General features: G+C 67.0%; 12 protein-coding genes. 6 read left to right on the plus strand and 6 right to left on the minus strand.

The window, feature by feature from the left end; all coding sequences use genetic code 11:
- Nucleotides 1–92 precede the first annotated feature (92 nt).
- From ACWCRD_RS06810 to ACWCRD_RS06820, 3 genes are all read right to left on the minus strand, one after another.
- The gene (locus ACWCRD_RS06810; RefSeq protein WP_450964860.1) at nt 93–1,355 is read right to left on the minus strand and encodes an MFS transporter; all 1,263 of its coding nucleotides are present in this window, start codon (nt 1,353–1,355) and stop codon (nt 93–95) included.
- Nucleotides 1,356–1,441: 86 nt separating this feature from the next.
- Nucleotides 1,442–2,524, minus strand: coding sequence for an inositol-3-phosphate synthase (locus ACWCRD_RS06815; protein ID WP_450964861.1), 1,083 nt, complete (start codon nt 2,522–2,524; stop codon nt 1,442–1,444).
- A 44-nt stretch (nt 2,525–2,568) separates the two neighbouring features.
- Entirely contained in the window at nt 2,569–3,252 is a 684-nt protein-coding gene (locus tag ACWCRD_RS06820; protein WP_450964862.1) for a helix-turn-helix transcriptional regulator, read from the minus strand.
- 352 nt (nt 3,253–3,604) lie between these two features.
- Here ACWCRD_RS06820 and ACWCRD_RS06825 point away from each other — a divergent pair, with 352 nt between their 5' ends.
- Nucleotides 3,605–6,277: a transglycosylase domain-containing protein gene (locus tag ACWCRD_RS06825; protein ID WP_450964863.1), complete on the plus strand. Its 2,673-nt coding sequence runs from the start codon at nt 3,605–3,607 to the stop codon at nt 6,275–6,277.
- A gap of 131 nt (nt 6,278–6,408) precedes the next feature.
- On the plus strand, nt 6,409–7,917 hold the full coding sequence (locus tag ACWCRD_RS06830; protein WP_450964864.1) for a glycosyltransferase family 87 protein: 1,509 nt from the start codon (nt 6,409–6,411) through the stop codon (nt 7,915–7,917).
- Nucleotides 7,918–8,031: 114 nt separating this feature from the next.
- On the opposite strand, the gene ACWCRD_RS06835 is transcribed toward ACWCRD_RS06830, so the two are convergent.
- From ACWCRD_RS06835 to ACWCRD_RS06845, 3 genes are all read right to left on the minus strand, one after another.
- Nucleotides 8,032–9,063, minus strand: a complete 1,032-nt coding sequence (locus ACWCRD_RS06835; protein WP_450964865.1) for an alanine racemase — start codon at nt 9,061–9,063, stop codon at nt 8,032–8,034.
- 110 nt (nt 9,064–9,173) lie between these two features.
- Complete coding sequence (gene femX, locus ACWCRD_RS06840; protein ID WP_115907084.1) at nt 9,174–10,295, minus strand: peptidoglycan bridge formation glycyltransferase FemX; 1,122 nt, start codon at nt 10,293–10,295, stop codon at nt 9,174–9,176.
- Nucleotides 10,296–10,474: 179 nt separating this feature from the next.
- Nucleotides 10,475–10,789: a hypothetical protein gene (locus tag ACWCRD_RS06845; protein WP_365834099.1), complete on the minus strand. Its 315-nt coding sequence runs from the start codon at nt 10,787–10,789 to the stop codon at nt 10,475–10,477.
- Nucleotides 10,790–11,074: 285 nt separating this feature from the next.
- Between ACWCRD_RS06845 and rpsF the strand changes: the two genes are divergently transcribed.
- The 4 genes from rpsF to rplI all read left to right on the plus strand — a co-directional run bounded on the left by rpsF (nt 11,075) and on the right by rplI (nt 12,796).
- Nucleotides 11,075–11,365 (plus strand): 30S ribosomal protein S6, encoded by a 291-nt coding sequence (gene rpsF, locus ACWCRD_RS06850; RefSeq protein WP_115907086.1) that lies wholly within the window; start codon nt 11,075–11,077, stop codon nt 11,363–11,365.
- Between the two features lie 81 nt (nt 11,366–11,446).
- Nucleotides 11,447–12,037 carry a single-stranded DNA-binding protein gene (locus ACWCRD_RS06855; RefSeq protein WP_450964866.1) on the plus strand — a complete coding sequence of 197 codons (591 nt, stop codon included), beginning with the start codon at nt 11,447–11,449 and terminating at the stop codon, nt 12,035–12,037.
- 57 nt (nt 12,038–12,094) lie between these two features.
- Complete coding sequence (rpsR, locus tag ACWCRD_RS06860; protein WP_003949403.1) at nt 12,095–12,331, plus strand: 30S ribosomal protein S18; 237 nt, start codon at nt 12,095–12,097, stop codon at nt 12,329–12,331.
- 18 nt (nt 12,332–12,349) lie between these two features.
- Nucleotides 12,350–12,796, plus strand: a complete 447-nt coding sequence (gene rplI, locus ACWCRD_RS06865; RefSeq protein ID WP_030938854.1) for a 50S ribosomal protein L9 — start codon at nt 12,350–12,352, stop codon at nt 12,794–12,796.
- The last annotated feature ends 44 nt before the right edge of the window (nt 12,797–12,840 follow it).

Below are 12,840 nucleotides of genomic sequence, written 5' to 3' on the forward strand. Positions count from 1 at the left end.
CCGGCATAAGAGCCGCGTAAGACCCCGGTAAGTTATCGGCCGCCACTGACACTTCTGTAACCCGGAGGGACTCTGTGGCCTTGATGTGACACTCACCCGCGCTCAAAGCGGGCCATAGCTCCAGCAACCATCCCATAGACAACGGCGACGGTGACCACGAGTGGGACGGAGCGGCCGTCCGGTGGCAGCATCAGCGCTGCTACAGCTGCGGCGCCGACGAAGGCGACGTTGAACAGGACGTCGTAGACGGAGAAGATCCGGCCCCGGAAGCCGTCGTCCACGCAAGACTGCACGAGCGTGTCTGTCGCGATCTTCGCGCCCTGGGTGGTGAGGCCGAGGACGAACGTGGCGACCAGCATCGGAGCGGCGGAGAAGGGAAGACCGAGGGCAGGCTCCAGGACGGCGGCCGCCGTGGCGCACACCACGATCCAGCGGCCCGGCCCGAGGCGTCCCGCACCCCAGGGCGTCACCACGGCCGCCGCGAAGAAGCCGGCGGCAGAAGTCCCCAACGCCAGCCCCAGCAGACGCAGTCCGTCGTCCGTGGTCGAGGCGAAGGTGTACCGGCACAGCATCAACAGCATGACCAGCAGCGCGCCGTAGCAGAACCGCATCAGGGTCATCGTGACGAGTGCCCAGGCGGCCTCCCGGCGCGGCGGTGCGGCGAGGTGTCGTACACCTGCCGTCAGGCCGCGGGCCGTGCCGGTGAGTGCCGTGGCCAGTCTCGGCCGCACCAACTCGGCTTCCGGACCGAGCAGTTCCGGTGCCAGGCGCAGCGACGCGAGCGCCGCGCACAGGTACAGGAAGGCGCCCAGCAGGACCACGGCGGCGTCGGAGTCCGCCACCACCAGCCGTACGACGAAGGCGAGACCGCCGCCCGCGGTCGCGGCGAGCGTACCCGCGGTCGGGGAAAGGGAGTTGGCCATCACCAGCCGCTCGGCATCGACGACGCGCGGCAGTGCGGCGGACAGCCCCGCGAGGACGAAGCGGTTGACCGCGGTCACGCACAGCGCCGAGGCGTAGAAGAGCCAGTCCGGGGCGTGACTGAGGATCAGGACGGCCGTCGCCGACGCCAGCAGGGCGCGCAGCAGGTTGCCGTAGAGGAAGACCTGGCGGCGGCGCCAGCGGTCCAGGAGGACGCCTGCGAAGGGGCCCACCAGGGAGTACGGGAGCAGCAGGACCGCCATGGCGGAGGCGATCGAGGTGGCCGAGGTCTGTTTCTCCGGCGAGAAGACGACGTAGGCGGCGAGTGCGACCTGGTAGACGCCGTCGGCGCCCTGGGAGAGCAGGCGTATGGCGAGCAGGCGCCGGAAGTTCGCGAAGCGCAGAAGAGCGCGCAGATCACGGACGACGGCCATGGGGCACAGCCTCACATACGGGGAGGATCCCCGGGCGGGCAACCCGGGGACCCTCTATGCCCTGGCAGGAGCAGTTGTGTCAGCGCTTAGCGCTCGACCTCACCCTTGATGAACTTCTCGACGTTCTCGCGGGCCTCGTCGTCGAAGTACTGGACCGGCGGGGACTTCATGAAGTAGCTGGAGGCCGACAGGATCGGGCCGCCGATGCCCCGGTCCTTGGCGATCTTCGCGGCGCGCAGGGCGTCGATGATGACACCCGCGGAGTTCGGGGAGTCCCAGACCTCGAGCTTGTACTCCAGGTTCAGCGGGACGTCACCGAAGGCGCGGCCCTCGAGGCGGACGTAGGCCCACTTGCGGTCGTCCAGCCAGGCGACGTAGTCGGACGGGCCGATGTGGACGTTCTTCTCGCCGAGGTCCCGGTCGGGGATCTGGGAGGTGACGGCCTGCGTCTTGGAGATCTTCTTGGACTCGAGGCGGTCGCGCTCGAGCATGTTCTTGAAGTCCATGTTGCCGCCGACGTTCAGCTGCATCGTGCGGTCCAGGACGACGCCCCGGTCCTCGAACAGCTTCGCCATGACGCGGTGCGTGATGGTGGCGCCGACCTGCGACTTGATGTCGTCACCGACGATCGGGACGCCAGCCTCGGTGAACTTGTCCGCCCACTCCTTGGTGCCGGCGATGAAGACCGGAAGGGCGTTGACGAAGGCGACCTTGGCGTCGATGGCGCACTGGGCGTAGAACTTCGCCGCGTCCTCGGAGCCGACGGGCAGGTAGCAGACGAGGACGTCGACCTGCTTGTCCTTGAGGACCTGGACGACGTCGACGGGATCGGCGTCGGACTCCTCGATGGTTTGGCGGTAGTACTTGCCGAGACCGTCGAGGGTGTGGCCGCGCTGGACGGTGACACCGGAGGTGGGCACATCGCAGATCTTGATGGTGTTGTTCTCGGAGGCGCCGATGGCGTCCGCGAGGTCGAGGCCGACCTTCTTCGCGTCGACGTCGAAGGCGGCGACGAACTCGACGTCACGGACGTGGTAGTCGCCGAACTGGACGTGCATCAGGCCGGGGACCTTGGACGCCGGGTCGGCGTCCTTGTAGTACTCGACTCCCTGAACCAGCGACGCGGCGCAGTTGCCCACACCGACGATGGCTACGCGAACCGAACCCATTCCGGTTGCTCCCTGTGTGTACGAGTGAGGCCCTGACTGGACTCTCACGTGGCGGTGTCGCCGGGCGTATCCGTCCCGGGGGTGTCCCCGGGACGGGGCAGGACGCCCCGCGCTCCAGATGTGTTGTTCTGCTGAGCGGACCCCCCGGAGGCGGGTCCCTTCAGGTCCCGTCCGGCCCGCTCGCTCTCGATGAGCTCGTTCAGCCAGCGCACTTCGCGCTCCACGGACTCCATCCCGTGGCGCTGGAGCTCAAGCGTGTAGTCGTCGAGGCGCTCCCGGGTGCGCGCGAGGGAGGCGCGCATCTTCTCCAGGCGTTCCTCCAGCCGGCTGCGGCGGCCCTCCAGCACGCGCATGCGTACGTCGCGCGACGTCTGCCCGAAGAAGGCGAAACGGGCGGCGAAGTGTTCGTCCTCGTACGCGTCGGGGCCCGTCTGCGAGAGCAGCTCCTCGAAGTGCTCCTTACCTTCCGCCGTCAACCGGTAGACGATCTTGGCGCGACGCCCGGCGAGCGGCGCCGCGAGGGCGTCCTCGGCGGTGTGCCCCGGCTCTTCGATCAACCAGCCGTTGGCGACCAGCGTCTTGAGGCAGGGATAGAGCGTTCCGTAGCTGAACGCACGGAACACACCCAGTGATGTATTGAGTCGTTTCCGCAGCTCATAGCCGTGCATCGGGGACTCGCGGAGCAGGCCGAGTACGGCGAACTCAAGGATCCCGGAACGCCGGCTCATCCGCTCGCCTCCTTGCCGTATCTCGCTCCGATGTATCGACTCGATACATCATGACGATAGAACGGCCTTCCGGATGCGACAAGTGGGGAGACGGTGAACGGGATCACATCACTTATTCATCCGAGGCAAGTTGCCTGATTTGGGGTGAACTCTGGGGCTCAGTGGGTTTTGGCGGTGCGTAGTCTGTGCGGCATGCAAAGCACCGGGAGCCGAGTGACGCCAGGGGGTGTCAAGGCTCCCGGCGCGGTACGGGTGAATGCGGGATCGACCACATCCGTACTTCGGGGGGACCGGAAACCAGCCGCCGTTTCCAGGCGCGCAAAGGTGCGCCTGCCCGAGGAGTAGTCGTTCGATGAGCGAGCACCGTCGCAAACCGCCGCAGCCGCAGGGAGGCGGACGTGCCGCGGCCCGACGCGGCCAGTCCGGCTCGTCCTCCGGCCGCCGCGCGGCACCGCGAGGCGCAACCGGGTCCCCCTCCGATTACGGACTGGGCCAGGGGTCGACTGACGAGGAGCGGTCGTACGGCGGCCGCGCCGAAGCCCGCCGCGCGGCACAGAGAAGTGGAGGCGGCCGTCGCAGAGCGGCCGAGCCCGGCCGCGGAGGTCGACGCGGCGCACCGGGCGGCCCGGACGGGCCCGGGGGCGGAAGGGGGCGCGCGGCTCCCCCCGGCAAGAAGCGGATCATCGACTATCCACGGGCGGGCAAGTACGGTGTCGCGCGCTGGGTGCCGTCGTGGAAGCTGGTGACGGGCCTGTTCATCGGCTTCATCGCCGGCCTGGTGGCAGTGGCGGGCATCGGGTACGCCATGGTGAGCGTCCCGAATGTCGCCGACACTGCGACAGCGCAGAACAACGTCTTCTACTGGTCGGACGGCAGCCAGATGGTCGCCACGGGTGGTGAGACGAACCGCCAGATCGTCAACCTCTCGCAGATCCCCAAGGCGATGCAGTTCGCCGTGGTCTCGCAGGAGAACAAGACCTTCTACACCGACAGCGGCATCGACCCGAAGGGCATCGCCCGCGCCGTGTTCAACATGGCCCGGGGTGGCCAGACGCAGGGTGGCTCCACCATCACCCAGCAGTACGTGAAGAACGCGCGGCTGGACGACCAGTCGCAGACGATCACGCGTAAGTTCAAAGAGATCTTCATCTCGATAAAGGTGGGCGCCACGGTCTCGAAGGACGAGATCATGGCCGGCTACCTGAACTCCGCTTACTACGGGCGCGGCGCCTACGGCATCCAGGCGGCCGCTCGCGCGTACTTCAACAAGGACTCCGTCGACCTGAACCCGGGCGAGTGCGCGTTCCTGGCGGCGATGCTCAAGGGCGCCACCTACTACGACCCGGCGGGCGCGACCTCCATCGATCCGGCGGCCACGCAGGAGGCCAACAGCAAGCGTGCGCTGCGCCAGATGCAGAACACGCTCGACAAGATGGTCCAGTACCACCACCTGGACGCGGCGACCCGGGCGAAATACACCACGCTTCCCGACGTGAAGAACCCACGGTCGAACACCCAGCTCGCCGGCCAGGTCGGCTACCTCGTGGACCTGGCCAAGGCGTATCTGATCAACAACACGAATATCACCGCCAACGACCTGCAGCGGGGCGGCTACTCGATCTACACGACCTTCGACAAGAAGAAGGTCAACGAACTCGAGGCCTCGGTCAAGAACGTTCAGAAGGCCAACATCAAGCCCAAGGAACGCCCCAAGACGGACACACACGTCCAGTTCGGCGGCGCTTCCGTGGATCCGACGACCGGCGCCATCAAGGCCATCTACGGCGGTGAGGACGCGACCAAACACTTCACCAACAACGCCGACGTCACCGGCGCCCAGGTCGGTTCGACGTTCAAGCCGTTCGTGCTGGCGGCGGCGATGAAGTGGGGTGTGCGGGACAAGAGCCTCGGCCCGGAGCAGGCGCAGGACGAACGCACCCAGGTCTCCCCGAAGAGCCTGTACAGCGGTGAGAACAAGCTCAAGATCAAGGAATACGACGGCAACCTCTGGAAGGACCACAAGGGGAATATCTGGCGCCAGAACAACGACGGCAACGAGTCGTACGGCAGCCCACCCAAGTACCAGATCGACTTGCGTGAGGCGATGCGGGAGTCTGTGAACTCCGCTTATGTGCAGCTCGGCATGGATGTCGGGCTGGACAAGGTGAAGGAGGCGGCCATGGACGCCGGCCTCAAGGAGAACAGCCTGGCCGGTACCAGCTATCCGTCGTTCTCGATCGGTATCTCCGACCCGAGTGCGATCCGTATGGCGGGTGCTTACGCCACCTTCGCGGCCAGCGGTCAGCAGCGTGAGCCGTTCTCCGTCACGAAGGTCACGAGCCAGGACGGCACGGTCTACACCCACACGGACAAGCCCAACGACGCGTTCACCGCGAAGGTCGCCGACAACGTCACCGACGTGCTCAAGACCGTGGTCGACAAGGGTACGGGTACCGCCGCCCAACTGCCCGGCCGACAGGTGGCCGGCAAGACGGGTACCACCGACGGCAACAAGTCCGCCTGGTTCGTGGGCTACACCCCGCAGCTGTCCACGTCAATCACGATGTTCCGCTACAACGACGACGAGTCGGAGAAGAACCGCACCTTCCTGGAGATGTACGGAACGGGCGGTCAGAAGAAGATCCACGGTGCCTCGTTCCCGGCCGAAATCTGGCACGACTACATGGCGGAGGCCTTGAATGGGGAGCCGGCGAAGGACTTCCCGACCCCGGAACCCATCGGTGAAGTCATCAACGACGTGCCGAGCACGTCCCCCGTTCCGACGCCCAGCCAGACACTGACCAGCCCGAGTCCCAGCCCGTCCCCCAGCACGACGCTGACCAGCCCGTCGCCCTCGGCGAGCGAGTCGTGCAGGTTCGCCTGGCAGTGCACGAACACCGGAGGTACGGACACCGGCGGCACCGACGGAGGTGTGACCTCGTCGCCGACGGCCACGGACACATCCGGGACCGGAAACAACAGAGGCAACGGCAACGGAGGGCTCTTCGGAGGGCCGGCCGGCTAGTCGTCGTAGCACCCGACACGGGCGTTTCACGTGAAACATGTCGATGTTTCACGTGAAACAGGGGCCGCCGCAGCTGAGTGGTTGCGGCGGCCCTCGGGGTATTCCTAGACGCGTACGGCAGGATGTGCGGCATGGCCAGCGCAGAATCGACGCAAGCGAGCGTGCACGACCAGGACCCGGTGCGGCCGACCAAGGAGGACGAGGTCGCCGCGTCCGGCAGCGAGCTGATCGGCGGCCCCCTCGGGCGGCGTGCCCTGCTCGGGACGTCCTGGTGGACTCCGGTGCGGGTCGTCGCGCTCGTGGCGATCGGCATGTTCGCCCTCGGACTGATCCAGAAGGCGCCCTGCTACAACGGCGCCTGGTTCTTCGGCGCCAGCTCGCAGTACACGAAGGCGTGCTACTCGGATATTCCGCATCTCTATCAGGGACGCGGTTTCGCCGACGGGCTTGTGCCGTACTTCGACAAGCTTTCCGGCGACATGCCATACCTCGAGTACCCCGTGCTGACCGGCGTGTTCATGGAAGTCGCCTCCTGGCTCACGCCGGGCAGCGGCAGCATCCAGGACCAGGAGCAGTGGTACTGGATGGTCAACGCCGGGATGCTGATGGTGTGCGCGGCCGTGATCGCGGTCTGCGTGACCCGTACGCACGCCCGGCGCCCCTGGGACGGTCTGCTGGTCGCCCTGGCGCCCGCCTTCGCGTTGACCGCCACCATCAACTGGGACCTGCTGGCGGTCGCTCTGACGGCCGCGGCGATGCTGATGTGGTCCCGGAGCCGCCCACTCGCGTTCGGCGTCCTCCTGGGGCTTGCCACGGCGGCCAAGCTCTATCCCGTGTTCCTGCTGGGCCCGCTGTTCTTGCTGTGCTGGCGTGCAGGAAAGTGGCGGGACTTCGGCAAGGCCGTGGCAGGAACAGTCGTCGCCTGGTTCGTCGTGAACCTGCCGGTGATGCTCTTCGCCTGGGACGGCTGGTTGCAGTTCTACAAGTTCAGCCACGACCGGGGTGTGGACTTCGGGTCGTTCTGGCTGATCATGGCTCAGAACTCGACCGACCCGCTCAGCACCGACACCGTCAACAACCTGGCCACGGCTCTGGTGGCGCTGTGTTTCGTCGGCCTTGCCGTGCTTACCATGACCGCTCCGCGTCGCCCCCGCTTCGCCCAGCTCGCTTTCCTGATCGTCGCGGCGTTCATCCTCACCAACAAGGTCTACTCCCCGCAGTACGTCCTGTGGCTGGTCCCGCTCGCTGTGCTGGCTCGGCCGAAGTGGCGGGACTTCCTGATCTGGCAGGCGTGCGAGGTCGCGTACTTCCTGGGCATCTGGATGTATCTCGCGTACACGACCAGCGGGGACGCTCACAAGGGGCTGCCGCAGGACGGCTACCACTGGGCCATCGGCGTGCACCTGCTGGGGACGCTCTACCTGTGCGGTGTCATCGTGCGCGACATCCTCATGCCGGAGCGGGATCCGGTGCGCCGGGCCGGGGACGACGACCCGTCAGGGGGTGTGCTCGACGGCGCCGAGGACGTCTTCGCTCTTGGCGCTGCGGCCCATCCGCCGCGGCACGCGGCCCACTTCGACGGGCCGCAGGTGGAGTGGGGCAGCCATGGAGCGGCACCTTCCACGGACGGTTCGCTCTGAGCGAACAGACGTCGGTGAGGGTGGGCGCCCGTGGAGGCCGTCCCGCTCGATGCGCGAAAGGGCCGTACACGGAGGCTCCCGTGTACGGCCCTTTCGGTTGGCTGACGCCTTCGCTCAGCGGTCGACGATGCGGTCGAACTGCGTGGTGGTGTGCCGCAGATGGGCCACCAGCTCCTCGCCGACCTTCGGTTCCGGTGCGTCGGCCGGCACGAAAAGGATGGAGACCTGCATGTGCGGAGGCTCCGCGAACCAGCGCTGCTTGCCGCCCCAGACGAACGGAGAAAGGTTCCGGTTCACGGTGGCGAGACCGGCCCGCGCGACGCCCTTGGCACGCGGCATGACGCCGTGCAGCGCCTTCGGTGCCTCCAGACCCACCCCGTGCGACGTGCCGCCCGCCACGACCACCAGGAAGCCGTCGGAGGCGGCCTTCTGCTGGCGATAGCCGAAACGGTCCCCCTTGCCGACCCGCGTGACATCCAGAACCGCGCCACGGTACTCGGTGGCCTCGTGGTCCCCCAGCCACAGCCGGGTGCCGATGCGGGCGCGGAAGCGCGTCTGCGGGAACTGCTGCTGCAGCCGGTGGAGTTCGTCGGCCTTGAGGTGGCTGACGAACATCGTGTGCAGGGGCAGGCGGGCAGCACGCAGGTGGTCCATCCAGCCGATGACCTCCTCGACGGCGTCGGAGCCGTCCGTGCGGTCCAGCGGCAGATGGATGGCGAAGCCCTCGAGGCGGACGTTCTCAATGGCGGCGTGCAGCTGCGGCAGGTCCTGGGCGCTGATGCCGTGCCGCTTCATCGAGGACATCACCTCGATGACCACACGGGCTCCTACGAGGCCGTACACGCCGTCCACCGACGACACCGAGCGAATGACCCGGTCGGGCAGCGGGACGGGCTCCTCGCCGCGCCGGTACGGCGTCAGCACCAGCAGGTCACCACCGAAGAAGTCCTTGATGCGCGCGGCCTCGTACGTCGTGCCGACGGCGAGGACGTCCGAGCCCAGCCGTGTGGCCTCCTCCGCCAGCCGCTCGTGCCCGAAGCCGTAGCCGTTGCCCTTGCAGACCGGGACGAGCCCCGGGAACTGGTCCTGCACGTGCTTGTGGTGCGCACGCCAGCGCGCGGTGTCGACGTAGAGCGTGAGCGCCATGGCCGGACCTGGAACCTTTCTCGTGGCTGCGGTGTATCAGAGGTATGGAAGCGAACGAAGCTGTCGGACTTGTCGAGGCAATCGAATCAAACGGCCGGGGCCGGTGGGTCTCAGCGGCGCGACATGTAGATGTCGAGCGCCTTGTGGAGCAGCTTGTTGAGCGGGAAGTCCCACTCGCCGAGGTACTCGGCAGCCTGGCCGCCCGTGCCCACCTTGAACTGGATCAGGCCGAAGAGGTGGTCGGTCTCGTCCAGGGAGTCGGAGATGCCGCGCAGGTCGTAGACGGTCGCCCCGAGTGCGTATGCGTCGCGCAGCATCCGCCACTGCATCGCGTTCGAGGGCCGGACCTCACGGCCGATGTTGTCGGAGGCGCCGTAGGAGTACCAGACGTGCCCGCCGACGATCAGCATCGTCGCCGCCGACAGATTCACGCCGTTGTGCCGGGCGAAGTACAGCCGCATGCGGTTGGGGTCCTCGGTGTTGAGAGCCGTCCACATGCGCTGGAAGTACGACAGCGGGCGCGGCCGGAAATGATCACGCACGGCCGTGATCTCGTACAGCCTCTGCCATTCCTCGAGGTCCTGGTAACCGCCCTGGACGACCTCGACGCCGGCCTTCTCGGCCTTCTTGATGTTGCGGCGCCACAGCTGGTTGAAGTTCTTGTGGACCTCTTCCAGGGAGCGGTTGGCCAGCGGCACCTGGAAGACATAGCGGGGCTGTACGTCGCCGAAGCCGGCCCCGCCGTCCTCGCCCTGCTGCCAGCCCATGCGGCGCAGCTTGTCTGCGACCTCGAAGGCGCGCGGCTCGATGAAGTCGGCCTCGATGTCACGCAGCCGCTTCACGTCAGGGCTCTGGATGCCCTGCTTGATCGAGCCCGCCTCCCAGCGCCGGATGATCACCGGCGGGCCCATCTTCACGGAGAAGGCACCCTGCTGCTTGAGGTGCGCGAGCATCGGTTCCAGCCACTCGGTCAGATTCGGTGCGAACCAGTTGATGACCGGGCCTTCGGGCAGATAGGCCAAGTAGCGCTTGATCTTGGGCAGTTGACGGTAGAGGACGAGGCCCGCACCGACCATCTCGCCGGTGCGCTCGTCGAACCAGCCGAGGCTCTCGGAGCGCCACTCCGCCTTGACATCGGCCCAGGCCGGAACCTGCATGTGGCTCGCCGAGGGCAGGCTCTGGATGTACGCCAGATGCTGCTCGCGGCTGATCGTCCTCAGGGTCAGGCTCATTCGGGGCGCTCCTCGGGCTGGTGTGTCCCCATGGGTACAGGGGCTCCGGCTCTCGCGCCGAAGCCTACTGCGCCTTGCGAGCGCCCCGACTGGGCGTACGGAACCTGCGCCCCGGCTTGTTGGCCGCCGGGGCGTTCAGTGGTGCTTTGTGGGGGGTTGGAGAGCCGGTGTCCCTGGCTTCAGCCGATGACCCCGCCGAAGAGGCCGCCATGCGCCATGCCGAGGAAGAAGCCGACCGCCGAGGCCCCGAGACCCAGGATGAGTCCGAAGCGCTCGCGGGTCGTCTCCGAGATCCACTGGCCGTACGCACCGGTGAGGATCCCCACCAGGCCGGCCCAGGAGCTGAGCAGGTGCAGGTTGTGGAAGAAGCCGGTCACGAACGCCGTCACTCCGACAACCAGGGTCACCGCGAGCAGCGTGTCCTGGATGGGGTGGGGCTTTCCGTCCGTGGCGAAAAGGCCTCCGACGGTGTTGGGTCGCAATGCCTGTGCCATGGGGCACCTCCTGCGGAAGACGGCGCATCGTAGCGCCATGCACACCCGATGTGTACAGATTGACGGTCCTCGCGGCCGGATTTCAACCGGAAGCGGGTGTGCAGGTAGTCTGTAGCGTCTGCACCGGTGTCTGCCCAGGCAGAGCCAGGGAACCGTCCAGGCCAGACCGGGGATGTCGCTCGCGACCCCCGATTGTCAGTGGCGGCCGATACCGTTGCGTACGCATCACGACCCTCCTGCCACGGAACGACCGTGGCCGCTGAGTCCAAAGGAGGTGGGTTCCACATGCGTCACTACGAGGTGATGGTCATCCTCGACCCCGATCTGGAGGAGCGCGCTGTCGCCCCCCTGATCGAGAACTTCCTCACCGTCGTCCGTGAGGGCAACGGCAAGGTCGAGAAGGTCGACACCTGGGGCCGTCGTCGTCTCTCGTACGAGATCAAGAAGAAGCCCGAGGGCATCTACTCGGTCATCGACCTGCAGGCCGAGCCTGCGGTCGTCAAGGAGCTCGACCGCCAGATGAACCTGAACGAGTCGGTCCTCCGGACCAAGGTCCTCCGCCCCGAGACCCACTGAGCTCTCCCGCTCAGTTGATCTCGGGATCCGAGTAGCAGCACCACAAAGCAGCCAGCAGCAAACCCGCCGAGAGGTTCCCCCATGGCAGGCGAGACCGTCATCACGGTCGTCGGCAATCTTGTCGACGACCCCGAGCTGCGCTTCACCCCTTCCGGTGCGGCGGTCGCGAAGTTCCGTGTCGCGTCCACCCCCCGCACCTTCGACCGTCAGACGAACGAGTGGAAGGACGGCGAGAGCCTGTTCCTGACCTGCTCGGTCTGGCGTCAGGCGGCGGAGAACGTCGCCGAGTCGCTCCAGCGAGGCATGCGCGTCATCGTGCAGGGCCGGCTGAAGCAGCGGTCCTACGAGGACCGGGAGGGCGTCAAGCGCACGGTCTACGAACTGGACGTCGAGGAAGTCGGCGCCAGCCTGCGCAACGCCACGGCCAAGGTCACCAAGACCGCCGGCCGCGGTGGGCAGGGTCAGGGCGGTTACGGCGGCGGTGGCGGCCAGGGTGGCGGCGGCTGGGGTGGAAACTCCGGCGGCGGCCAGCAGGGCGGCGGAGCTGCTCCTGCCGACGACCCGTGGGCGACCGGCGCTCCCGCCGGTGGCAACCAGGGCGGCGGCGGTGGCGGCGGCTGGGGTGGAAACTCCGGCGGTGGCGGCGGCTACTCGGACGAGCCCCCCTTCTAGGCCTTTGGCCGGAGGGCGGGTCGTACCCAAACTTCTTGATCACACAGGAGAAACACCATGGCGAAGCCGCCTGTGCGCAAGCCTAAGAAGAAGGTCTGCGCTTTCTGCAAGGACAAGGTCACGTACGTGGACTACAAGGACACGAACATGCTGCGGAAGTTCATTTCCGACCGCGGCAAGATCCGTGCCCGCCGCGTGACCGGCAACTGCACGCAGCACCAGCGTGACGTCGCCACGGCCGTCAAGAACAGCCGTGAGATGGCGCTGCTGCCCTACACCTCCACCGCGCGATAAGGGAAGGGTGACCGAAACATGAAGATCATCCTCACCCACGAGGTCTCCGGCCTCGGTGCCGCGGGCGACGTCGTCGACGTCAAGGACGGTTACGCTCGCAACTACCTGATCCCGCGGAAGTTCGCCATCCGCTGGACCAAGGGTGGCGAGAAGGACGTCGAGCAGATCCGTCGTGCTCGCAAGATCCACGAGATCCAGACCATCGAGCAGGCCAACCAGGTGAAGGCCCAGCTCGAGGGCGTCAAGGTCCGTCTGGCCGTTCGCTCCGGCGACGCCGGTCGTCTCTTCGGTTCCGTCACCCCGGCCGACATCGCCTCGGCGATCAAGGCCTCCGGTGGCCCCGAGGTCGACAAGCGCCGCATCGAGCTGGGCGCGCCGATCAAGACGCTGGGCGCTCACGAGACTTCGGTGCGTCTGCACCCGGAGGTTGCCGCCAAGGTCAACATCGAGGTTGTCGCGGCCTGATCGCCGCGCTCGGCTGAACAGCTGAGAGAAGGGGCGGCACCCGT

It is taken from the genome of Streptomyces sp. NPDC002092, assembly GCF_053593775.1.

Coding starts and splice junctions, on each gene's coding strand:
- rpsF (WP_115907086.1), top strand. CDS start 11,075: ATGCGTCACTACGAGGTGATGGTCATCCTCGACCCCGATCTGGAGGAG.
- ACWCRD_RS06830 (WP_450964864.1), top strand. CDS start 6,409: ATGGCCAGCGCAGAATCGACGCAAGCGAGCGTGCACGACCAGGACCCG.
- rpsR (WP_003949403.1), top strand. CDS start 12,095: ATGGCGAAGCCGCCTGTGCGCAAGCCTAAGAAGAAGGTCTGCGCTTTC.
- ACWCRD_RS06825 (WP_450964863.1), top strand. CDS start 3,605: ATGAGCGAGCACCGTCGCAAACCGCCGCAGCCGCAGGGAGGCGGACGT.
- ACWCRD_RS06855 (WP_450964866.1), top strand. CDS start 11,447: ATGGCAGGCGAGACCGTCATCACGGTCGTCGGCAATCTTGTCGACGAC.
- ACWCRD_RS06820 (WP_450964862.1), bottom strand. CDS start 3,252: ATGAGCCGGCGTTCCGGGATCCTTGAGTTCGCCGTACTCGGCCTGCTC.
- ACWCRD_RS06835 (WP_450964865.1), bottom strand. CDS start 9,063: ATGGCGCTCACGCTCTACGTCGACACCGCGCGCTGGCGTGCGCACCAC.
- ACWCRD_RS06815 (WP_450964861.1), bottom strand. CDS start 2,524: ATGGGTTCGGTTCGCGTAGCCATCGTCGGTGTGGGCAACTGCGCCGCG.
- femX (WP_115907084.1), bottom strand. CDS start 10,295: ATGAGCCTGACCCTGAGGACGATCAGCCGCGAGCAGCATCTGGCGTAC.
- ACWCRD_RS06810 (WP_450964860.1), bottom strand. CDS start 1,355: ATGGCCGTCGTCCGTGATCTGCGCGCTCTTCTGCGCTTCGCGAACTTC.
- ACWCRD_RS06845 (WP_365834099.1), bottom strand. CDS start 10,789: ATGGCACAGGCATTGCGACCCAACACCGTCGGAGGCCTTTTCGCCACG.
- rplI (WP_030938854.1), top strand. CDS start 12,350: ATGAAGATCATCCTCACCCACGAGGTCTCCGGCCTCGGTGCCGCGGGC.